Annotated in this window: 19 protein-coding genes; 10 read left to right on the top strand and 9 right to left on the bottom strand. The window is 53.9% G+C overall.

What is annotated here, in order from left to right; all coding sequences use genetic code 11:
- Positions 1–471: a MarR family winged helix-turn-helix transcriptional regulator gene (locus LZ463_RS20550; RefSeq protein ID WP_241457921.1), complete on the bottom strand. Its 471-nt coding sequence runs from the start codon at positions 469–471 to the stop codon at positions 1–3.
- 38 nt (positions 472–509) lie between these two features.
- On the opposite strand from LZ463_RS20550, the gene LZ463_RS20545 reads away from it, so the two are divergent.
- Positions 510–1,247, top strand: coding sequence for a siderophore-interacting protein (locus LZ463_RS20545; RefSeq protein ID WP_241457920.1), 738 nt, complete (start codon positions 510–512; stop codon positions 1,245–1,247).
- 174 nt (positions 1,248–1,421) lie between these two features.
- On the opposite strand, the gene LZ463_RS20540 is transcribed toward LZ463_RS20545, so the two are convergent.
- From LZ463_RS20540 to alaC, 3 genes are all read right to left on the bottom strand, one after another.
- Positions 1,422–2,102 (bottom strand): hypothetical protein, encoded by a 681-nt coding sequence (locus tag LZ463_RS20540; RefSeq protein ID WP_241457918.1) that lies wholly within the window; start codon positions 2,100–2,102, stop codon positions 1,422–1,424.
- 198 nt (positions 2,103–2,300) lie between these two features.
- Positions 2,301–2,879 carry a hypothetical protein gene (locus LZ463_RS20535; RefSeq protein WP_241457916.1) on the bottom strand — a complete coding sequence of 193 codons (579 nt, stop codon included), beginning with the start codon at positions 2,877–2,879 and terminating at the stop codon, positions 2,301–2,303.
- Positions 2,880–2,899: 20 nt separating this feature from the next.
- Positions 2,900–4,162: an alanine transaminase gene (gene alaC / locus LZ463_RS20530; RefSeq protein ID WP_241457914.1), complete on the bottom strand. Its 1,263-nt coding sequence runs from the start codon at positions 4,160–4,162 to the stop codon at positions 2,900–2,902.
- Between the two features lie 192 nt (positions 4,163–4,354).
- Here alaC and LZ463_RS20525 point away from each other — a divergent pair, with 192 nt between their 5' ends.
- Positions 4,355–5,248 carry a Dyp-type peroxidase gene (locus LZ463_RS20525; RefSeq protein WP_241457912.1) on the top strand — a complete coding sequence of 298 codons (894 nt, stop codon included), beginning with the start codon at positions 4,355–4,357 and terminating at the stop codon, positions 5,246–5,248.
- Here LZ463_RS20525 and LZ463_RS20520 read toward each other — a convergent pair.
- The gene (locus LZ463_RS20520; RefSeq protein WP_241457910.1) at positions 5,245–8,139 is read right to left on the bottom strand and encodes a bifunctional diguanylate cyclase/phosphodiesterase; all 2,895 of its coding nucleotides are present in this window, start codon (positions 8,137–8,139) and stop codon (positions 5,245–5,247) included. The genes LZ463_RS20525 and LZ463_RS20520 overlap by 4 nt on opposite strands.
- A gap of 381 nt (positions 8,140–8,520) precedes the next feature.
- Here LZ463_RS20520 and LZ463_RS20515 point away from each other — a divergent pair, with 381 nt between their 5' ends.
- From LZ463_RS20515 to LZ463_RS20480, 8 genes are all read left to right on the top strand, one after another.
- Positions 8,521–8,625, top strand: coding sequence for a potassium ABC transporter ATPase (locus tag LZ463_RS20515; RefSeq protein ID WP_347176286.1), 105 nt, complete (start codon positions 8,521–8,523; stop codon positions 8,623–8,625).
- The gene (gene kdpF, locus LZ463_RS20510; protein ID WP_241457908.1) at positions 8,622–8,711 is read left to right on the top strand and encodes a K(+)-transporting ATPase subunit F; all 90 of its coding nucleotides are present in this window, start codon (positions 8,622–8,624) and stop codon (positions 8,709–8,711) included. The genes LZ463_RS20515 and kdpF overlap by 4 nt, the downstream gene beginning before the upstream one ends.
- Entirely contained in the window at positions 8,711–10,525 is a 1,815-nt protein-coding gene (kdpA, locus tag LZ463_RS20505; protein ID WP_241457906.1) for a potassium-transporting ATPase subunit KdpA, read from the top strand. Before kdpF ends, kdpA begins: the two co-directional genes overlap by 1 nt.
- Positions 10,526–10,672: 147 nt before the next feature.
- A complete protein-coding gene (gene kdpB, locus LZ463_RS20500; RefSeq protein WP_241458191.1) occupies positions 10,673–12,709 on the top strand; it encodes a potassium-transporting ATPase subunit KdpB in 2,037 nt (678 codons plus the stop codon).
- A 16-nt stretch (positions 12,710–12,725) separates the two neighbouring features.
- On the top strand, positions 12,726–13,307 hold the full coding sequence (gene kdpC, locus LZ463_RS20495; protein WP_241457904.1) for a potassium-transporting ATPase subunit KdpC: 582 nt from the start codon (positions 12,726–12,728) through the stop codon (positions 13,305–13,307).
- Positions 13,308–13,338: 31 nt separating this feature from the next.
- Complete coding sequence (kdpD, locus tag LZ463_RS20490) at positions 13,339–16,092, top strand: two-component system sensor histidine kinase KdpD (protein WP_241457902.1); 2,754 nt, start codon at positions 13,339–13,341, stop codon at positions 16,090–16,092.
- Positions 16,089–16,796: a two-component system response regulator KdpE gene (kdpE, locus tag LZ463_RS20485; protein ID WP_241457900.1), complete on the top strand. Its 708-nt coding sequence runs from the start codon at positions 16,089–16,091 to the stop codon at positions 16,794–16,796. Before kdpD ends, kdpE begins: the two co-directional genes overlap by 4 nt.
- Before the next feature lie 177 nt (positions 16,797–16,973).
- Entirely contained in the window at positions 16,974–17,708 is a 735-nt protein-coding gene (locus tag LZ463_RS20480; RefSeq protein ID WP_241457898.1) for a TorF family putative porin, read from the top strand.
- A 124-nt stretch (positions 17,709–17,832) separates the two neighbouring features.
- On the opposite strand, the gene LZ463_RS20475 is transcribed toward LZ463_RS20480, so the two are convergent.
- Genes LZ463_RS20475 through dapA form a run of 4 tightly spaced genes read right to left on the bottom strand, consistent with a single transcriptional unit; the run spans position 17,833 to position 20,676 of the window.
- Positions 17,833–18,414, bottom strand: coding sequence for a hypothetical protein (locus LZ463_RS20475; RefSeq protein ID WP_241457896.1), 582 nt, complete (start codon positions 18,412–18,414; stop codon positions 17,833–17,835).
- A gap of 3 nt (positions 18,415–18,417) precedes the next feature.
- Positions 18,418–19,041 (bottom strand): hypothetical protein, encoded by a 624-nt coding sequence (locus LZ463_RS20470; RefSeq protein WP_241457894.1) that lies wholly within the window; start codon positions 19,039–19,041, stop codon positions 18,418–18,420.
- 19 nt (positions 19,042–19,060) lie between these two features.
- Entirely contained in the window at positions 19,061–19,708 is a 648-nt protein-coding gene (locus tag LZ463_RS20465) for a hypothetical protein (RefSeq protein WP_241457892.1), read from the bottom strand.
- Between the two features lie 23 nt (positions 19,709–19,731).
- On the bottom strand, positions 19,732–20,676 hold the full coding sequence (gene dapA, locus LZ463_RS20460) for a 4-hydroxy-tetrahydrodipicolinate synthase (RefSeq protein WP_241457890.1): 945 nt from the start codon (positions 20,674–20,676) through the stop codon (positions 19,732–19,734).
- Positions 20,677–20,712 lie beyond the last annotated feature (36 nt).

The raw sequence follows: 20,712 nt of genomic DNA, 5'->3' as shown, positions 1-20,712 counted from the left end.
CTAAGTCTCGGTATCGAGATTGGCTTTGACGCGCAGCAAAAGCTGTTGCAATTGCAATTGTTCTGTCTGATCCAGGCCCGCTACAGCTTTGCCATTCAAATGCCTGCCCTGCTGGCGCAGGACGCCTAGTACATTTTGGCCGTCCTGGGTCAGATTCAGCCTGACATTGCGCTTGTCTGCCTCGTCGGCGATGGCGTCAAGCAGGCCACGTTCGCGCAGACCTTTGATCAGGCGCGCCAGTTGCGCCTTGTCGCGCCCGCTATGCCTGGCCAGGTCGCTCTGGGTAGAGCCGGGATAGTGGCCAAAAAAGCCCAGCACCTTGCCTTCCATATGGGTGATGTCATGTGGACCGTCACGCAAGGCCTGGTATTGCAGGGAGCGGTACTGGTGCATGACGGTATGGATGAGGTCGAGTACACCATCCTCTTTATTTTTTGAAGAATGGTTGACATTGTCATTTGTTTTTTGCATTATAGTAGATATTGTCAACTAATTTGATGAGTGAATAAATGAGTATAGACCTTAGCACCAGCCGCGTACAACGCATACGCCATGAAATCAAACGCCGTGACCTGCAAGTTGTCAGGGTAGAAAGCCCTAGCCCGCAATTTCGCCGTATTACGCTTAGCGGCAGTGATTTGCCAGGCTTTATCAGTGCTTCTTTTGATGATCATGTCAAACTGATATTGAATGCCGACAGCGAACAAGCCGTCAGGCGCGATTACACACCACGTCACTATGATGCAGTCAAAGGTGAGCTGGTCCTGGAGTTTTCCATCCATGGCGATGGCCCGGCAGCCAGCTGGGCTGCCCAGGCGGCTGCCGGGCAGACGATCACTATAGCTGGGCCGCGTGGCTCGCTGGTGATACCAACAGACTATGACTGGCATTTGCTGGCTGGCGATGAAACCGCCATCCCCGCAATTGCCCGCCGTCTGGAAGAATTGCCGGCCGGCGCCAAAGTCACGGTTATCCTGCTGGCAGAAGCCAGTGAACGTCGCCAGTTCAGTTTTGCGGCCAACGTCAGCCTGCTATGGGTAGAGACGCCGGAAGAATTGCTGGCCATGCTGCGTGCCTGGCAATTGCCGGAAGGTGAAGGTTATGCCTGGTGTGCCGGCGAGGCCAGCATGATGGCGGCAGCAAGGCGCATACTGGCGGAAGAAAAAGGCCATCCAGGTTCGGCGATGCGGGTAGCTGCCTACTGGAAGCGTGGTCTGGCAAATCATCACGAAAACCTGGAAGGATAAACGCGCTGAAATAGTGATGTCTCTGGGTCTGTCGGACCCAGGTCAGCTAACAGGAACTTTTGGTGGATTCATGACTGAAAGCAATTGATCAATTGTTCCGCCGTGCATACAGTCAAGTGTTCTGCCCTTTCAAGCAGAATTGAAGAATGCGTGACCAACGCGCTTCAGTCTGATCTATTCGATCAGATTATCAATCAGCTTACGCCAGATCAAGGTCTCAGATGCTTTGTATTCTTCAGGATGATAATACGTGATCCTGTATGTAACTCCTGAGTTGTCCATGGCGATATACGCGAGGTAAATTCGACGACCATTTGGCCCGGTTGCCGTCAGCTCTTCGATGGGAGTGTTTTTCTTATCCAGACGTCTTGAAAGCACATTGGTAAAGCCTAACTTTTTATAATCTGTCTGGACCTCATCTTCACCACTGAATTTATTAGAGCCAGGATCAAAACCTACGTTCAGCGATAGCCCAATAGTGATTAATCCATCTCCTACTATATGGGGAGTATCTGTACTGAACATACTGTCCAAGTTAGTCGTAGAACTTTTAATACATATTATTGATATCCCTTTGGCGTCTCGCACCTCGGTGGAAAAATTTGATGGGTAGGTGATTACAATTGGCTGTTCCCCATGCTCGACCGCAGTTGTGTTCGCATTAAAAAGATTAACCAGATTACTTTTGATGAATTTAACATCTTGCGCCATTGCCGAGACGCCAAGCAAGCTGCACATTAGCAGCGTAGTAAAGCGTAAATAATTCATTAAGAACCCGATGTTAAGACTTCTTTTACTGACTGGTGACGTACTTTTTTGTTCAGCAAAAAAAGGCCAATTCCTGATTAGGGACATAAGGATTCCTGTAGATAAGTGAATCAGGGGATATCTGATTAAGCAAACGCATCTCCGTCAGAAACCTTAAACAAAGTTTATTTTCTTGTCAACCACAACCCAAGTTTTTCCACACGCAAGAAATAATTTACCTGGTTCTATGTGGTTCATGTTTTTGTCTGGAGTTTGCGCTAATGTCCCGGTAATGATCAAGTAATCTTAGCAATACCAGCGCCAGGCAGCCACCATCTCGCGGGCATCGCCTATGCCCGCCAGCAGTTTATCCAGATTCAGAGTGACTTGTGCACGCGCGGCGGCCGTCAATTCATAAGTATCATCGAAAGCCAGTTCACCCAGATCACGCATAGTATTGGCGACGCAGGCAATAGCAGCGAAGGCCGTTAGCAAGTCTGGAGCGAATAGCCGAAAATCAGGCTTACCACCAGCCAGGGCAAAATAGACTTGCCCCGTCACGGTGTCAAGCATGAAGGGATTGCTGCCTTCTGTCGCTACCACCAGCCAGTGATCTTGCCACTCAGGTAAACGCTGGCCGGTATTGCCATGCCAGCGATAACAAGCCTGGCGGGACCAGAGGTTCTTGAGTACCGGAACATCGACAGGATTACCGCCCGCGTTCAGCGATAAACCGGTAGGTCCGACTTTTTCATGGACTATTTCACCCCAGGGGCCTATCTGTGCATAAAAATTGGCAAGAATGGCAGGCAGGGGTATTTCACCCTGCCAGTCTGTTACTGCCTGCGGGCGCAATTCTCCCCAGGGTGACAACAAGTCACGCAAGACGGCAAAAGTAATGGCGCTTATTTTGCCACTCCGTCTTCCTTGAACATGGTTTTCAGACCACGCAAGGCCTGGCGTATGCGTGACTCATTTTCTATCAGCGCAAAGCGCACATACTCATCGCCATATTCTCCAAAGCCTATGCCGGGCGACACGCAAAGCTTGGCTTTTTCCAGCACTTGCCGTGAAAATTCCAGCGAACCCAGGTGGCGATAATGTTCGGGGATATGCGCCCAGATATACATTGAAGCCTTGGGTTTTTCCACCATCCAGCCGAGTTCATGCAAGCCCTTGACCAGCACATCGCGGCGGCTCTGGTATTGCTCACAGATCTTCCTGACGCAGCTCTGGTCACCTTCCAGTGCGGCAATCGCTGCCACCTGTACCGGGGTGAAGCTGCCATAGTCATGGTAACTCTTGATACGCGCCAGGGCGGCTACCAGCTCCTTGTTGCCGACCATGAAGCCTATGCGCCAGCCTGCCATGTTATAGCTCTTGGACATGGTGAAAAACTCGACGGCGACATCACGCGCACCGGGCACCTGCATGATGGACGGCGCTTTCCAGCCGTCATAGACGATGTCGGCATAGGCCAGGTCATGTACCACCAGGATATTGTGTTCCCTGGCCAGCTTGACGACGCGCTCGAAAAATTCCAGTTCCACGCATTGTGCGGTCGGATTGGAGGGAAAGCCAAAGATCATCATCTTCGGCTTGGGATAGGTTTCACGTATCGCTCTTTCGAGTTCGGCAAAAAAATCCACGCCAGGACTCATGCGTATCGAGCGTATATCAGCGCCGGCGATGACAGCGCCATAGATGTGAATGGGGTAGCTGGGATTGGGCACCAATACCGTGTCGCCCTTGTCCAGCGTCGCCAGCATCAGATGGGCCAGCCCTTCCTTGGAACCGATGGTGACGATGGCCTCACTGTCAGGATTGATGTCGACTTCATAACGGTCCTTGTACCAGCGCGAAATCGCACGGCGCAGGCGTGGTATGCCCTTGGAGGCGGAATAGCCATGGGTATCGGGGCGCTGCGCCACTTCGACCAGTTTTTCGACTATATGTGGCGGGGTAGCCCCATCGGGATTGCCCATCGACATATCGATGATGTCTTCGCCACGACGGCGTGCCGCCATCTTCAGTTCGGCAGTGATATTGAATACGTAAGGAGGCAGGCGGTTGATGCGTGCGAAAGAAAAACGCGGAGTCGTCGTTGCAGGCGCAGACGTGCCTTCAACCACTGAACCCCGGCCCGGCGGAGTAGATAGATTTGTCATGTTCAATAAATTGTACGTAGTCCGGCCAGTCTTTGCAGATTGACAGAACGGGCGCCCGGAACCGTCCGAGCGACGTTGAGGCGATTGCCTCGCGATTGATTGTAGCGAGCAATCACGGATTGCACAAGCTAAGGTATGCTAGGCATATTCAAAAAAGACAAAGATATCCACAATCTACAACAGGAGTTATTCATGACGCCGTATCAAGCCGGTATCCTGCAGCCCATACCTGCACATGCCATTTATCTGGTTTTCGATGTCAGGGTGGGCAGTTCCCCGGATTCTGTATCGAGGGTATTGAGCGCCCTGGCAAATCTCAGCGATGGTCAGCAATTGGTTATCGGCCTCGGCGCTCGCCTGGTCGGTTTGCTGGACAAACACATTGATGGTTTGACAGAATTCCAGGGTGTTGCAGACAGCCGGGTACGTTTGCCTGCCACGCCAGCGGCATTATTCTGCTGGCTGCGCCAGCAGGAGCGTGGCGCCCTGGTCCGTCAATTGCAGCAAGTGCTGCATGCGGTCACACCGGTATTTGAAGTACAGTCACAGGTCGACGCCTTCAAATACCTGGAAGGCCGTGATCTCAGCGGCTATGAAGACGGCACCGAAAACCCTGAAGCTGAAGCAGCCATTGATACGGCTTTTGTCAGTGGCGATGTTGCAGGCCTGGCCGGCTCCAGTTTTGTCGCCGTCCAGCAATGGACGCACAGGTTTGAACGTTTTGACGCCATGACAAAGCAGGCGCAGGATGATGCCATAGGCCGTCGACAAAGCGATAATGAAGAACTGGACGACGCACCGGAATCTGCTCACGTCAAACGTACGGCGCAAGAAGATTTCACGCCCGAGGCTTTCATGCTCAGACGCTCCATGCCCTGGTCCGGTGCTGACAAGGCGGGTCTGATGTTTGCTGCCTTCGGTAAATCCTTCTATGCTTTTGAAGCGCAATTGCGTCGCATGTCTGGTGCTGAAGATGGCATCGTCGATGCGCTGTTCCAGTTCACGCAACCGCAGACCGGCAGTTACTTCTGGTGTCCGCCCATGCATGAGGGCAAGCTTGATCTGCGCCTGCTGGGTGTTGCCTAACTATCTTCCGGTTCAGGCTGTTTGAGCAAGGCTAAAAAACCTTCCAGTGGCAGCGGTTTGGAAAAATAATAGCCCTGGAAGGCGTAGCAATTATGTGCAATCAGAAAGGCGCGCTGGGCGCTGGTTTCCACCCCTTCTGCAATCACGTTCAGACCCAGGTTGACGCCGAGTGAAATGATGGCGCGGACGATCGTCGCATCATTTTCATCATGGCTGAGGTCGCGCACAAAGGACTGGTCTATCTTCAGCTGGTTCAGCGGCAGGCGCTGCAGATAAGCGAGTGAAGAATAACCGGTCCCAAAATCATCCATGGAAAAAGCGATACCAAGTTTTTTCAACTGATGCATTTTTTCCGTCGTGGCGTCGACATTGTCGAGGATAGTGCTCTCGGTCAGTTCTACCTTCAGGCGGGTCGGGTCTATCTGGTGGCGCTTGACGATCTCGGTGAGCACATCAACAAAATCAGGCTGCTGGAATTGTTTGGCGCTGACATTGACTGCCAACGTCAGGTGCCGGGTTTCGTGGCTGCTTTCCCATTGCTTGATCTGGGCGCAGGCGGTTTCAAGTACCCACAGACCTATCGGTATGATGAGGCCGGTTTCTTCCGCCAGCGGGATGAATTCTGCCGGCGAGATAAAACCGCGGTCGGGGTGTTCCCAGCGCAGCAGTGCTTCTGCGCCGATCAGCCTGCCTTCGGAATTGACCTGCACCTGGTAGTACAGCGTGAACTGATTATTGGCCAAAGCGATACGCAGATTCGACTCCAGCAACATGCGCACCACCAGTATGGCCTGCATGGCCGGGTCAAAGAAGCGCACGGCATTGCGGCCGGCCGTCTTGGCTTCGTACATGGCGGTATCGGCGCGCTTGAACAAGTCCTTGACCGTCGTGTCGCCGCCCTGGAACAGGCAGACGCCTATGCTGCTGGAGCCATGGTGTTCAAAATCGGTAATGTGGAAAGGCTGGCTCAGCAACTGACGAATTTTTTCGGCGATCATGCCAGCCTGGCGCATGGCGTCATCGCGCACGCTGCTCAGTTCTTCCAGCACCACCACAAATTCGTCGCCGCCAAGACGGGCCACGGTATCACTGTCGCGCACACAGGTTTGCAGGCGGCTGGCGGTTTCTATCAGCAGCAGATCACCGGCGTCGTGACCACGGGTATCGTTCAGGGTCTTGAAGTTGTCGAGGTCAATGAACAGGATGGCGCTATGGCTGTCATTGCGATTGCTGATCGATATCAGATGCTGCAGCCTGTCCATCAACAGACGCCGGTTGGGCAGTTGCGTCAGCGAGTCATAGAAAGCCAGATTGCGTATCTCTGCCTCATAACCTTTATGACGGCTGATATCATTGAACGAACCGATGTAATTGCTGACCTCGCCGCGGTTATCGATGACTGCCGTCAGGGTGATCATTTGCGGATAGACATCGCCGTTCTTGCGGCGGCTCCAGATTTCACCTTGCCAGTAACGGCGGCTTGCCAGTGATTCATTGATACCGATAAAAAAATTGCGGTCCTGTTGCCGGGTTTTGTACAGCGGTGGACGCTTGCCTATCAGGTCTTGCGGCTCATAGCCGGAAATGCGGGTAAATGCCTGGTTGACCCTGAGTATGGTCCAGTCCGCGGCGGCGACGAAGATACCTTCCTGTGATTCAAAGGTACAGGCGGCAATCTGCAAATCCTGCTCGGCCTGTTTGCGTTCCGTGATATCCGTGATGAAGCAGTGCCAGAGCATGGAGCCGTCAGCTTCCGGCTCGGGCAAGCCATCCAGATACAGCCAGCGCACACTGCCATCCTTGCGCTGCATGCGGAACTCGCTTTGCCAGGGCGACAGATTGCGCATGGCATTACGTATGGTTTCTGTACCGCTTTCTATGTCTCGGTTGTCTATGCGTTTGAACAGGTGCAGGGCGTCGTCCCTGACTTCTGCATGGGTGACTTCAAACATCTGTTCGATGGCGTTGCTGGCAAAAGGTATCGAGGCGCTGTGGTCGGGATGGATGCGGTATTGCAGTACCAGGCCGGGCAGGCGCGAGGCCACCTTGTTGATGCGCTGATAAGCTTCCTGGATTTGCCGCGTGGCGTCTATGCTTTCTGACTGCAGGGCAGTGATGATCAGGGTGATCAGGACCATGGTGGTCATGTAGGCCCACAGTATCAGCAGGTTGGCCTGACCGCCTTCGTAGAACGGCCCCATGCCATGTGAAGTCGCCCACGCGGCAAACAGGGAGGTGGCGAGCACGACAAAGGATGCGCCGGATATCCCGAAACGCATGGCTGCCCAGATCATGATGCCGACCATGATGAAGGTCAGGTGCAGGCGGCTGTAGGGTGAAGCGAAAATCAGCCAGTTGGCCAGTATGAATAATCCCAGAAAGACCAGAATCTCGCTACGCCGCGTGAAGGTGGCGGACAGCACCTTCAATGAGACCGACAATAGCAGAGGCCCTGCCAGCAAGGCGCCGACAGTATCGCCGGCCCACCAGGTAAACCAGACTGCCGCCAGGTCAGTATTGAGGCCATTGAACCATAGTGTCAGTGTGCCGCCGGTGGCCGAAATACACATGCCCAGCATGACGGCAACACCAAAACCGATGACGTCACGGCGGCGCGTGAAATCACGACGGAAGTCTTGCCTGCGCAATAAGTATTTGCTCAGCAATGGCCCCAGGGTATTACCCACAGCCATACTGGCACTGGCCAGTATGCTGAAGCCAGCCGATATTTCAAGCAGCCAGGCTGAGAAAAAAATCGCTATTGCAGCCAGCTTGCCATAACGCAGCAGGCTGGCAATGGCTATACCGGTAGGCAACCATACCAGGCTGACGTTCGGGTTCACATAGGGTACGGCCAGACCTATGCGCCCGGCTACAAAGTAGGCAAGCATGATCAGCAAAAAATATCTCACCCTGATTTCGCGACGGAAATGTTGGAATGGGGCAGGTTGCTGGGGCTTGTACATAGGATTGGGAACGGTGGACTGGCCTGTATGGGTTTAAGCAATTATGCGTCAAAGGCAAGAAAGCATTAGATAACTTTTGTTGCATGAGGACCAATTCACCAACTCTCTTTAATAAAAGAACAAGCAAATCAGTGCATGTTTCTTCCTTGTTAATACATCTGGCGCCTCTGTTGCCGGTTTGGTCTCTTCCGGCATGTGGTTTGCAGCAATTTTTACGTGCCCTTTACTCCCCTGCCTGAAGTCTTTACAAAATTTTTACAGGCTTCTGGCTATGCTTGAATGGTGAAAAATCGGGAGAGAAAGCTCATGGATTATCTGATGGAAATTCTGTATGTCGGCGGGATAGCACTGTTCTTCCTGCTGGTGTGGGCGCTGGTACAGGCCTGTGACAAATTGGGAGCAAAAGCATGAACGCGTTTTACGTCCTGGGCACTATCGTGTCCGCTGCCTTGTTCGTGTATCTGATCGTGGCTTTATTGAATGCCGAGGAGCTGTGATGACGACGCAAGCAATAGTACTGCTGGTACTTTTCCTGGGGCTGCTGCTGGCCCTGTCCTATCCACTGGGCCTGTATATCGCCAGAATCGCCGATGACAGGGCTGTTGTGCCTGGCATGGGCTGGCTGCGATGGCTGGAACGCGGCTTGTACCGCATGGCCGGTATCAAAGCTGATGCAGACAACGGCATGGGCTGGAAACAGTATGCTGTGACCCTGCTGGTCTTTAATGCCCTCGGCGCCCTGGCCGTGTATCTGGTACAACGTCTGCAACTCTGGTTGCCATTAAACCCGCAGGGTTTTGCCAATGTCAGCGCAGATTCTTCTTTCAATACCGCAGTCAGTTTTGTCAGCAATACCAACTGGCAGGGTTATACCGGTGAAGCGACCATGAGTTACCTGACCCAGATGCTGGTGCTGGCCGGGCAAAACTTTTTCTCTGCCGCGACCGGCATCGCCGTGGTATTTGCCCTGATACGCGGCTTTTGCCGTCATTCCGCAGCATCGATAGGTAATTTCTGGACTGATATCACCCGCTCCACCCTGTATCTGTTATTGCCTTTGTCAGTCATTTTTGCCGTTTTCCTCATGGGGCAAGGCGTTATCCAGAATTTTTCCGCTTATAAAGACGTGCAATTGATGGACCCGGTGACTTACAGTCAGCCTAAAGTCGGTGCAGATGGTCAACCTCTGAAAGATGCCAAAGGTGCGCCGGTCATGGAAACCCTGACGACGGCTACCCAGACGCTGCCGATGGGACCGGTTGCTTCCCAGGAAGCCATCAAGATGCTGGGTACTAATGGTGGCGGTTTCTTTAATGCCAACTCGGCGCATCCCTATGAAAATCCAACGGCGCTGGCGAATTTCTTCCAGATGATCGCGATTTTCCTGATTCCTGCGTCTCTGTGTTTTGCCTTTGGTCGTCTGGTTGGCGATATGCGCCAGGGGTGGGCCGTATTGGCTGCCATGACTATTCTGTTCGTGGCGATGACCGCGACGGTCATGATTTCGGAGCAGCAGGCACATCCTGTGCTGGCGTCCCTGAACGTGGACCAGGCGCAATCTGCCCTGCAGGCTGGTGGCAATATGGAGGGTAAAGAAACCCGTTTCGGCATCAGCGCTTCCTCCCTGTTTGTGGCGGTGACTACGGCTGCGTCCTGCGGCGCTGTCAACGCCATGCACGATTCCCTCATGCCCATAGGCGGTCTGGTACCCATCGTACTCATGCAATTTGGTGAGGTGGTGTTTGGCGGTGTCGGTAGCGGCTTGTATGGCATGTTGATCTTCGCCATCCTGGCGGTGTTTATTGCCGGTCTGATGATAGGTCGTACACCAGAATACCTGGGCAAGAAAATCCAGTCCTTTGAAATGAAGATGACATCGATTGCCATTCTGGTAACGCCAGTGCTGGTGCTGGCAGGCACAGCGATTGCCTTGATGGCCGAAGCTGGCAAGGCTGGCATCCTGAATCCAGGGGCGCATGGTTTTTCTGAGGTGCTGTATGCCTTTACCTCGGCTGCCAACAATAACGGCAGCGCCTTTGCCGGCATCAGCGCCAACACGCCGTTTTATAACGTCTTGCTGGCGATAGCGATGTGGTTTGGCCGCTTTGCCATGATTGTCCCTATCCTGGCGATTGCAGGCTCGCTGGCCGGCAAGAAGCGCCTGGAAGCCAATGCCGGCACCATGCCTACCCATGGCCCCATGTTTATTGCCCTGCTGGTCGGTACGGTGGTGTTGATCAGTGTGCTCAACTATGTACCGGCGCTGGCGCTGGGACCAGTGGTTGAACATTTGCAGCTTATGACGAAATAATAGGGGATCTTTATGTCCAGTACCACAGTACAAAAAAACACTGACGGCAAAGTCCAGTCGGCTGGCAAGCCTGATGCCGGCACCGCCAGTGCCGCCAGCGTCAATGGTAGCAAGGCAGGCCTGTCCTTGTTCGACAGCAGCCTGCTGATGCCCGCCATCGTTGACGCCTTCAAGAAATTAAGCCCGCGTACACAATTGCGCAGCCCAGTGATGTTTGTCGTCTATGTCGGCAGCATCATCACCTCCATGCTGTATGTGCAGGCCCTGATGGGCCAGGGCGAAGCCAGCCCCGGTTTCATCCTGGCGATATCGGTATGGTTGTGGTTTACCGTCCTGTTTGCCAATTTTGCCGAAGCCCTGGCAGAAGGTCGCAGCAAGGCGCAAGCCGCATCACTGCGCGCCCTGAAACAGACAGTCATGGCCAAGAAACTGGCCACACCCAAACATGGCACGACCTGGTTGCCCGCCGCAGCGACAGATTTGCGCAAAGGCGATGTGGTGCTGGTAGAAGCCAATGATGTCATCCCTATCGATGGTGAGGTCATCGAAGGTGTGGCCACCGTTGATGAAAGCGCCATCACCGGTGAATCGGCCCCGGTGATACGTGAATCGGGCGGTGATTTTTCAGCTGTTACTGGTGGCACCCGCGTCCTGTCAGACTGGCTGGTCGTCAGGGTCACCTCCAATCCTGGCGAAGCCTTCATTGACCGCATGATTGCCATGGTGGAAGGCGCTAAACGGCAAAAGACGCCAAACGAGGTTGCACTGACGATATTGCTGGTGGCGTTGACCATCATCTTCCTGGTGGTGACGGTGACCTTGCTGCCCTTTTCCCTGTTCAGTGTTGACGCTGCCAGGGCTGCGGGCATTGCTTCTTCACCCATCTCCATCACGGTGCTGATTGCCCTGCTGGTATGCCTGATCCCTACCACCATAGGCGGCCTGCTGTCGGCCATCGGTGTGGCAGGCATGAGCCGCATGATGCAGGCGAATGTGATTGCCACTTCCGGCCGCGCGGTTGAGGCTGCCGGTGACGTTGATGTGCTGATGCTGGACAAGACTGGCACCATCACCCTTGGCAACCGTCAGGCATCAGACTTCTTTCCGGCACCTGGTGTCAGCCTGCCGCAACTGGCCGACTCAGCCCAGCTCGCTTCGCTGGCGGATGAAACGCCGGAAGGCCGCAGCATAGTCATCTTTGCCAAGCAAAAATATAATTTGCGTGAACGTGAAATGAGCAGTCTGCATGCCACTTTCGTACAATTCACTGCCCAGACCCGCATGAGTGGTGTTGATATCGGTGAGCGCGTGATACGCAAGGGTGCGGCGGACTCTGTCAGAAAATATGTGGAGTCACTGGGCCGCCCTTTCCCTGCAGAAGTTGCAAAAACCGTGGACGACATCTCGCGCCGAGGCAGCACGCCACTGGTGGTGGTTGATGATGGCAGGATAATGGGTACGGTAGAGCTGAAAGACATCGTCAAGGGCGGTATCAAGGAAAGGTTTGCCGAACTGCGCCGCATGGGCATCAAGACCATCATGATTACCGGTGACAACAAGCTGACGGCAGCAGCGATTGCCGCCGAAGCCGGTGTTGATGACTTTCTGGCAGAGGCCACGCCGGAAGACAAATTGAAGCTGATACGCAGCCATCAGGGCGAAGGCCGCCTGGTCGCCATGACCGGTGACGGCACCAATGACGCCCCTGCCCTGGCCCAGGCGGATGTGGCCGTTGCCATGGCTTCCGGTACCCAGGCAGCCAAAGAGGCAGGCAATATGGTGGATCTGGATTCCAACCCGACCAAGCTGCTGGAAATTGTCGAGATCGGCAAGCAGATGCTGATGACGCGCGGCTCATTGACCACCTTTTCGATCGCCAACGATATCGCCAAGTATTTTGCCATTATTCCCGCTGCTTTTGTCGCTACTTATCCACAGTTGAAGGCGCTCGATATTATGCATTTGAGCAGCCCTTCATCGGCCATCATGTCGGCAGTGATCTTCAATGCCCTGATCATTGTCTTCCTGATCCCTCTGGCCTTGAAGGGGGTGAAATACCGGGCCATAGGCGCGTCACTGCTGTTGCGTCGCAATCTGCTGATCTATGGCGTGGGCGGCATCTTCCTGCCTTTCGTCGGCATCAAGCTGATCGACATGGTGCTGTCACTGCTTAATCTGGTTTGAATCAAAGGAATACATCATGAGTACATTCAGTTCAAGCCTGCGTCCGGCTGTAGTCTTGTTTGCCGGTCTGACGCTGGTAGTTGGCGTCATCTATCCCTATGCCATGACAGGCATAGGCAAGCTGGCTTTCAGTGACCAGGCCGAGGGTAGCCTGATAGTCCGTGAGGGCAAGACCGTCGGCTCCACCTTGATAGGACAGTCGTTTACTTCTCCCAAATATTTCTGGGGCAGGCCATCGGCCACTGGCCCTATGCCGAATAATGGCAATGGCTCCAGCGGTTCCAATCTTGGTCCCACCAATCCGGCACAGATCGATGCAGTCAAAGGACGTATCGACGCCCTCAAGGCTGCAGACCCCGGCAACGTGGCCAGGATACCGGTAGACTTGGTGACCGCTTCCGGCAGCGGTCTTGACCCTGACATCAGTCTGGCTGCTGCCTATTATCAGGTTGGCCGGGTAGCGCGCGAACGCAAGCTGCCAGAGGCAACGGTCAAGGCACTGGTCGATCAGCTGGCAAAGCAGCCCTTTGCCGGCCTGCTGGGCGAAGCACGGGTCAATGTGCTGGAACTGAACCTGACGCTGGACAAGAAACAATAATTTATCGCGCATTCGGATAATATTGCGATATATGGCTACCAACAGCGAACAGCGCCCCGATCCTGATGTCTTGCTCGCCCATGTGCAAGAGCAGGAGCGCCGCGCCATGCGTGGCAAGCTCAGAATCTATTTTGGCGCTTCAGCCGGCGTCGGCAAGACCTATGCCATGCTGACGGCGGCACGCAAGTTGATCGCTGACGGCCAGCAGGTGCTGGTCGGCGTCATCGAAACCCATGGCCGCGATGAAACCGCTGCCCTGGCTGATGGCCTGGAGATCCTGCCGCTCAAGGCCATTGCCTATCGTGACAAAACCCTGCATGAATTCGATATCGATGCCGCACTGGAGCGTCAGCCACCACTGATCTTGATGGATGAACTGGCGCATTCCAATGCGGCTGGTTCGCGCCACCCCAAACGCTGGCAGGACGTGGAAGAATTACTGAGCGCCGGTATCGACGTGTATACCACGGTCAATGTCCAGCATCTGGAGAGCCTCAATGATGTGGTGGGGGGCATTACCGGCATACGCGTCAGCGAGACCTTGCCGGATAAAGTATTTGACGAAGCGGATGAGGTGGTGCTGGTCGATATACCGGCAGACGAATTGCTCGCCAGGCTGAAGTCTGGCCGCGTATACAAGTTGCAGCAGGCTGAACGTGCAGCCAGGAATTTTTTCCGCAAAGGTAACCTGATTGCCTTGCGCGAACTGGCCCTGCGCCGCACGGCTGACCGTATAGAAGATGATGTACAAGCCTATCGCGTAGAAAAGTCCATCGGTAATATCTGGAAGACCGACGCTGCCCTGCTGGCCTGCATAGGTCCCGATGGCGATGCAGACCACCTGGTACGTAGTGCCGCCCGTCTGGCCAGTCAGATGAATGCGGAATGGCATGCCGTGTACGTGGAAACACCACAATTGCAACGTTTGCCTTCCGCTCAGCGTGAACGCATCCTGAAAACCCTGAAATTGGCCCAGGACCTGGGTGCAGTGACAACAGTACTGAGCGGCGCTGATGTTGCGCAAAGTCTGGTCGATTATGCGCATAGCCATAATTTCTCCAGACTGGTACTGGCGCGTTATCAGCCAGCCGGATTTCGCCTGCACTGGCAACATGGCAAGCTGCTGCAGAGAATAGCCGCCTGCGCACCAGACCTGGACCTGATTGAAGTTGGCCAGGGCAAAACTGTTACAGACGCTGTTCAGGGCAAAGCCCCCAATTCTGCCGGACCGGATGAGCCGGTTGGTCTGCGCTCGCCTGCGCGCCACTGGCGTTATGTGTATGCCGTATTGGCCAGCGTTGCGACCGGCGTGGTTGCCACGCCGCTGTTCGAGATTTTCAACCTGGTGAACATCGCCATGCTGTTTTTGCTGACGGTCGTGCTGGTTGCAGTCAAGTTCGGACGCGCTCCTTCGGTGCTGTCCACAGTGGTAGGCATAGCGGTGTTCGATTTCTTTTTTGTGCCGCCGCGCTTTTCTTTTGCTGTCAGCGATCTGCAATACCTGATGACCTTTGCCGTCATGCTGCTGGTCGGCCTGATTACCGGACACCTGACTGCTGATCTGCGCTACCAGGCCAGGGTAGCGTCACACCGCGAGTCAAGGGCGCGCGCACTGTATGAATTTGCCCGTGACCTGTCTGGTGTCCTGCAGGCAGAACAAATATCAGAAACCACCCAAGCCATCATACAAAGGGCATTCCATGCCCGGGCTACCCTGCTACTGCCTGATGACGCAGGCCGCCTGCTGCCGCCACCTGTCAGTGTGGACGGACTGGACCTGGGTATCGCGCAGTGGGCCTTTGACAAGGTGGAGGCGGCAGGCATAGGCACTGACACCCTGCCCGCCAGCAATTTCTTTTACCTGCCCCTGGTCGCCCCCATGCGTACCCGCGGCCTGCTGGCCATGCAGCCAGAGAACAGGCGCTGGATCATGATACCTGAGCAAAGGCAGCAGCTTGACACCTTCGCCGCCCTGGCAGCGATTGCGCTTGAACGTGTGCATTATATTGAAGTGGCACAGGATGCCCTGATCCACATGGAATCAGAACGCCTGCGCAACTCATTGCTGGCTGCACTCTCACACGATCTGCGCACACCATTGACTTCACTGGTCGGCATATCGGAATCGCTGGCCATGTCCAAGCCGCCGCTGGCTGAGGCACAACTGCATATGGCCCAGTCACTGCGTGACGAAACCCTGCGCATGAGCGCCCTGGTGACCAACCTGCTCGATATGGCCAGGATAGAAAGTGGCGAAGTCAAACTCAATATGCAGTGGCAGGCATTTGAAGAAGTCGTAGGCAGTGCCTTGCGCATCAGCGCACCGCAACTGCAACATCACAAGGTGGAAACCAGGTTGGCCAGCGACCTGCCCCTGATCAATTTTGATGCCGTACTGATAGAAAGGGTATTGTGCAATCTGCTCGAAAATGCCGCCAAATATACCCCGCCGGGATCACAGATCTGTATCGCTGCCAGAGTCGAAGGCAGCATGTTACAGGCCAGCGTATATGATAATGGCCCTGGCTTGCCGGCGGGACGTGAAGAAGCCGTATTTGAGAAATTTACCCGCGGCGAGCGCGAGTCCGCCCTGCCCGGCGTTGGTCTGGGCCTGGCAATCTGTCGCGCCATCATTGGGGCGCATAAGGGAGATATCCATTCTGCCCAATCGCCCCAGGGCGGAGCATGCATCGTCTTTGACCTGCCCCTGGGCATACCACCGGCGATGCCGGACCCTGAAGAAGAACATCAATCAGAAGGACATGATTTTTCAAGCGCATTATGAATGCAACTACCCAAGCAATGCCAGTCGTCTTACTGGTGGAAGATGAACCGCAAATCCGTCGCTTTGTGCGCAATGCCATGGAAGAAGAACAATGGCAGGTCTTTGAAGCTGCCACCATGCAGCGCGGCCTGATCGATGCCGGTACCCGCCAGCCTGACCTGGTCATACTCGACCTGGGTTTGCCGGACGGCGACGGTGTCGACTTCATCAAGGACGTGCGCAAGTGGTCGAATGTGCCTGTCATCGTGCTGTCTGCCCGTGTCAATGAGGCAGACAAGATCAAGGCGCTCGATGCCGGTGCCGATGATTACCTGAGCAAACCCTTTGGTGTCGGTGAACTGCTGGCAAGAGTGAGAGCTACGGTCAGGCGGCAACGCCAGCCCGGTATCAACCTGGATGGTGTGCTGCAATTTGGTGACGTCAAGGTTGACCTGAAAGCCAGGCTGGTCACCAAGGCTGGCCAGATGGTGAAACTGACGCCGACAGAATTCCGGCTGCTGATGGTGCTGGTCAGCAATGTCGGGCGGGTCGTGAGCAACCCGCAATTGCTGCGCGAAGTCTGGGGCCCCAGCCATTCAGAAAGCAGTCATTATCTGCGTATCTATATGGGGCATTTGCGTCACAAACTCGAAGACGACCCTGCTCAGCCACGCTATCTTTTGACCGAGACAGCGGTTGGCTACCGGCTCCTGATACCAGCGTAATTCAATGTAGAAAACAGATGACCGGCAAGTGTTGCGACTTGCCGGAGGGGTTCTTGCGCCCTGAATTTTTATAAAACATTTTTTATGTGCCTGATTCTGCCTGCCACAGCCAACACTGCAGCCGGCATCATCAGCATTAACCAGAACGACAAAGTCGTTATTCAGAAAGGAAGTAAAATGAAAAAATTGATACTGGCAATGGCTGTCAGCACTGTATTTGCAGGCGGTTTTGCCCAGGCGGAAGAAACCAAGCCCGATCATGAAGTGAGTTTCAATGCAGCACTGGCTTCTGACTACCGTTATCGCGGTATTTCCCAGACCCGTCTGCAAGCTGCCTTGCAGGGCGGTGCCGACTACACGCATAACCCAAGCGGTTTTTATGCGGGCACCTGGATGTCTACCATCAAATGGACCAAGGATGCTGGCGGCGGTGGCGACGTTGAAATCGACCTGTACGCCGGCAAGCGCGGCGAAATGACCAAAGACCTCGGTTATGACGTCGGCGTGCTCAGCTATGTCTATCCATCAAATGGCCTGCCTGTCAGCGCCAATACGACAGAGATTTATGGCCAGCTGAGCTATGGTCCGGCGTATGCCAAGTATTCGCATTCCGTTACCAACCTGTTCGGTTTTGCCGACAGCAAAAATAGCGGCTACCTTGATCTGGGCGCGAATGTGGAAATCAGTACCGGTCTTACACTGAACCTGCATGCCGGTCACCAGCAAGTCAAGAACAATGGCGCTTATAGCTATACCGACTGGAAGGTGGGCCTGACCAAAGACTTTGGCATCGTCACAGGTGCCGCGGCCATTATCGGTACAAATGCCGGTGAAGTTGCTTATGCATCGCCAGCCAATGGCAAGTTCCTCGGCAAGACTGCCCTGGTAGTCACTGTCAGCAAAACTTTCTGAGTTTGATTTTGATGAGCCAGATGCAATTCTGGCTCACTCAATTGCTACCAGGCAGCTGTTGAAAATTTCAGATGTCTGGTGCACAGCAATATGTGCATCAGCAAGCCAGCGTGGTGCGGGGCAACTATGGTAAATAGATTGCCCTGTAAAGATTTGCCAGCGACATATCATTGGCGTCATCCAGGTAAATGAATTTGATGTGAGCCAGGTTCCCGGATAATTGGCTGACGAATTTCTGGCTTTGCATGCAATCGATTTTATCTATGATAACAAGCACGGGTAAATCCATATTTGTATTGCGTGCCAGCCTTATGCATTTATACAGTTTCGCCTCCCTTTCCTTATCCCACAAGTTCAGTTCCATATGGAACACAAGCAGGTTGCTGCTGGCCAGAACAGTCTTGGCATCCGCATAAAAAGGCTTGGGAACATCGATGATGACGTCGTGAAAAACATCGTCTGTGCTTGCCAGTTCCCTCATCATCAACTCAGATGAAAGCGCACGGGACCTGGCGCCAGCTTTCATTTCCATGCGTGACCAGCCAGCGTTGTTGTGATCTTTTGTGTACTGGTTTGCCTGTTTTCTTTCGCAGTTTTGCTTTAGCAACAAAACATTTCTGCCGGCCAGTGCCCGCCGTCTGGCCAGCCTTGTGGCGGTGTCAGGCATTGTCGGTGTCGCAGTTTCAGCGATGATCGTCACTATCATGATTCAGGCATTACGGTTAAGCACCACTGGCGGATTCTTTGAGTGTGCCGATAAACTGGAGAGCTGGTGTTGTACAGCTATCACAACAAGAACCAGTCCCAGGAATTTTTGCAGGCTAGCGACCACCACGCCATACTCTTTGCGACGTGAGAAGCTGTCATGATATTGTGCTATCAGCATGGAGATAAAGACTGCGCAAGACAATGCCAGGACCCCTTCTGCAAATCCGTTATTTAGTCTTGCATTGAATAGCATCAGTGCACTCAGGGCGGAGGCAGCCAGTGCATGCAAAAGCACGCTGGAGTTCCATGTATTTATTTCTGTCGTTGCAGAAGGGATGTCTTTTTTGCTGTTGAACAGCTTACTTCGCATATACATGCTGACGGCGGGTAACAGAAGTATCGAACCAGAAATCAGTTGCAGGTTCGATTGCTGCAATTGCAGGTGGACCAGCAGTACCCATCCAGAAAAAGTAATACAACTGCATGCCCCGAGGACCAGCAGGAAGATGTTCAATGAGCAGATGCTCCCGTAACCGGAATGGTCACAGGCGGGTAGTGGCATCATGGCCAAGGGGCTGATCACTAGCAGCAGTATGATAAAAGCCGGGAAAAATTGACTGCTCATATAGCCAGGTATCTTGCTGTTAATGGGTGCAAAATACTGCGCTGAACAATTCTGCCATTCCTTTGACTGCAGTTTGATCTGCCGCCTGATATTCACTGATTGCCAGACCCTCCCGATAGGCCTGGTACAGACCATCGCCACAAAGCAGGGGATGGGGGAATAACTCTGTGTTACTGAGTTGGTTGACAAAGTTGCTGACCCTGATCACTTTGTCATTCGCCGGTAGCGTCTCACGGGAGCTCATGACGACCAGAGTACGCATACGTGTATTGGCAGCCTGGGCAGTCTGCATACGCGCACTAATTTCACTCTCTTGCAATTGCTCGATCTGATCGAGATCTATCACCAGGATGGTGACATGGGCCGCCAGCAAGGCACTGCGGCTACCCATACAATCACGGGCTTCCGCATCGATGACGATGTCATGATAATGAAACCGCAGGTTTTCCAATTCTGCCTGCAAGCCCTTGCCACTGATCTGACGTGCCATGACGGGTGCGCAACTACCAGAGTAACGACGTACCAGGCTCCAGTTCAGGGAAGCGTGGCGAGCGTCATTGTCCAGCAAGATGAGTTTGCTGCCTGTTAGCGTTCGTAGCGCAGCAAGATTGTCGGCGACGATGGATTTGGCACGGTCACCCGCCCCATGTGCAATGGTAATGATCATAGATAGTGATGTTGTCCCGGAGTTCAGCGCACCATGCGCAGGGAGCGAATATTGTTGATGACTGGTGTTGGCATAGGCCTGGCTTTGACAGGTAAAACCAAATCCGCCAGCCTCTCCAGTTCATTGGCGAGTTTGATTTTTCCTGCCAGGGACATGGCCGTCATGGGCAGACGCAGTTCCTCTTGTATCAATCCCTGCATGGCCAGGGCAGCCTTGACCGGGGCCGGATTGGATTCGGAAAAAAGCAGGCGTATCAAAGGCTGCATTTCAGCAAACAAAGCCTGCGCTTCGGGGAAATAATCAGCACGTATGAGTTCATACAGTTGCACAAACAGATCAGGCCTGACGTGGGCGGCAGCAGATATCGCACCCTGGCCCCCCATGCTCAGTGTATCCAGCAGCATGGCGTCATCACCGCACAGGACTTTCAAATGACTGCAATTGACCAGGCCCATCATTTTCGTCAGGTTGCCACTGCTTTCTTTGATAGCGATGATATTGGTCTGTTTCTCCAGCGCGATGACCGTGCTCAGATCTATGTTCACTCCTGTCCTTGCTGGCACGTTATACAGAACAATGTCTTTTTCCGTCGCCTTTGCAATTGACTCAAAATGCTGGCGTACACCTTCTTGTGAGGGGCGCAGATACGAGGGGGCGCTGACAAGAAACCCTTGCAGGTGCTGATTGGAATAAGCCCGCACTTTTTCTGCCAGTACCCGGGTGTCGCTACCGCTGATACCCATCAGTACCGGGCAAGAATTTTTCGACACTTCAAGCACGGCAGCCAGGAGTGCGGTTTGTTCATTATCAGTGAGTGTCGCAGCTTCACCTGTGGTGCCGCAGACTACCAGGCCATGGATGCCTGCTGTCATTAATTGCCTGGTCAGTTGCTGCACTTTATCCAGATCAGGTTTGCCCTGGTGAAATGGCGTGACGAGCGGAACCCAGATGCCTTCGTAAATAGACATGATGTTTGTGTGTTAGCTGAAAGGTTGTGCCGGCGT

This window comes from Undibacterium paludis (assembly GCF_022568815.1).
In the GTDB taxonomy this organism is placed as follows: Bacteria; Pseudomonadota; Gammaproteobacteria; order Burkholderiales; family Burkholderiaceae_D; genus Undibacterium.
The sequence above is the reverse complement of the archived record's forward strand: the minus strand, read 5'-3'. Positions and strand labels throughout refer to the sequence as shown.

Coding starts and splice junctions, on each gene's coding strand:
- kdpE (WP_241457900.1), top strand. CDS start 16,089: ATGAATGCAACTACCCAAGCAATGCCAGTCGTCTTACTGGTGGAAGAT.
- LZ463_RS20525 (WP_241457912.1), top strand. CDS start 4,355: ATGACGCCGTATCAAGCCGGTATCCTGCAGCCCATACCTGCACATGCC.
- LZ463_RS20465 (WP_241457892.1), bottom strand. CDS start 19,708: ATGATCATTACCATTGCACATGGGGCGGGTGACCGTGCCAAATCCATC.
- alaC (WP_241457914.1), bottom strand. CDS start 4,162: ATGACAAATCTATCTACTCCGCCGGGCCGGGGTTCAGTGGTTGAAGGC.
- kdpD (WP_241457902.1), top strand. CDS start 13,339: ATGGCTACCAACAGCGAACAGCGCCCCGATCCTGATGTCTTGCTCGCC.
- dapA (WP_241457890.1), bottom strand. CDS start 20,676: ATGTCTATTTACGAAGGCATCTGGGTTCCGCTCGTCACGCCATTTCAC.
- LZ463_RS20515 (WP_347176286.1), top strand. CDS start 8,521: ATGGATTATCTGATGGAAATTCTGTATGTCGGCGGGATAGCACTGTTC.
- kdpF (WP_241457908.1), top strand. CDS start 8,622: ATGAACGCGTTTTACGTCCTGGGCACTATCGTGTCCGCTGCCTTGTTC.
- LZ463_RS20520 (WP_241457910.1), bottom strand. CDS start 8,139: ATGCTTGCCTACTTTGTAGCCGGGCGCATAGGTCTGGCCGTACCCTAT.
- LZ463_RS20480 (WP_241457898.1), top strand. CDS start 16,974: ATGAAAAAATTGATACTGGCAATGGCTGTCAGCACTGTATTTGCAGGC.
- kdpA (WP_241457906.1), top strand. CDS start 8,711: ATGACGACGCAAGCAATAGTACTGCTGGTACTTTTCCTGGGGCTGCTG.
- LZ463_RS20540 (WP_241457918.1), bottom strand. CDS start 2,102: ATGTCCCTAATCAGGAATTGGCCTTTTTTTGCTGAACAAAAAAGTACG.
- LZ463_RS20550 (WP_241457921.1), bottom strand. CDS start 471: ATGCAAAAAACAAATGACAATGTCAACCATTCTTCAAAAAATAAAGAG.
- LZ463_RS20470 (WP_241457894.1), bottom strand. CDS start 19,041: ATGAGCAGTCAATTTTTCCCGGCTTTTATCATACTGCTGCTAGTGATC.
- LZ463_RS20545 (WP_241457920.1), top strand. CDS start 510: ATGAGTATAGACCTTAGCACCAGCCGCGTACAACGCATACGCCATGAA.
- LZ463_RS20475 (WP_241457896.1), bottom strand. CDS start 18,414: ATGATAGTGACGATCATCGCTGAAACTGCGACACCGACAATGCCTGAC.
- kdpC (WP_241457904.1), top strand. CDS start 12,726: ATGAGTACATTCAGTTCAAGCCTGCGTCCGGCTGTAGTCTTGTTTGCC.
- kdpB (WP_241458191.1), top strand. CDS start 10,673: ATGCCCGCCATCGTTGACGCCTTCAAGAAATTAAGCCCGCGTACACAA.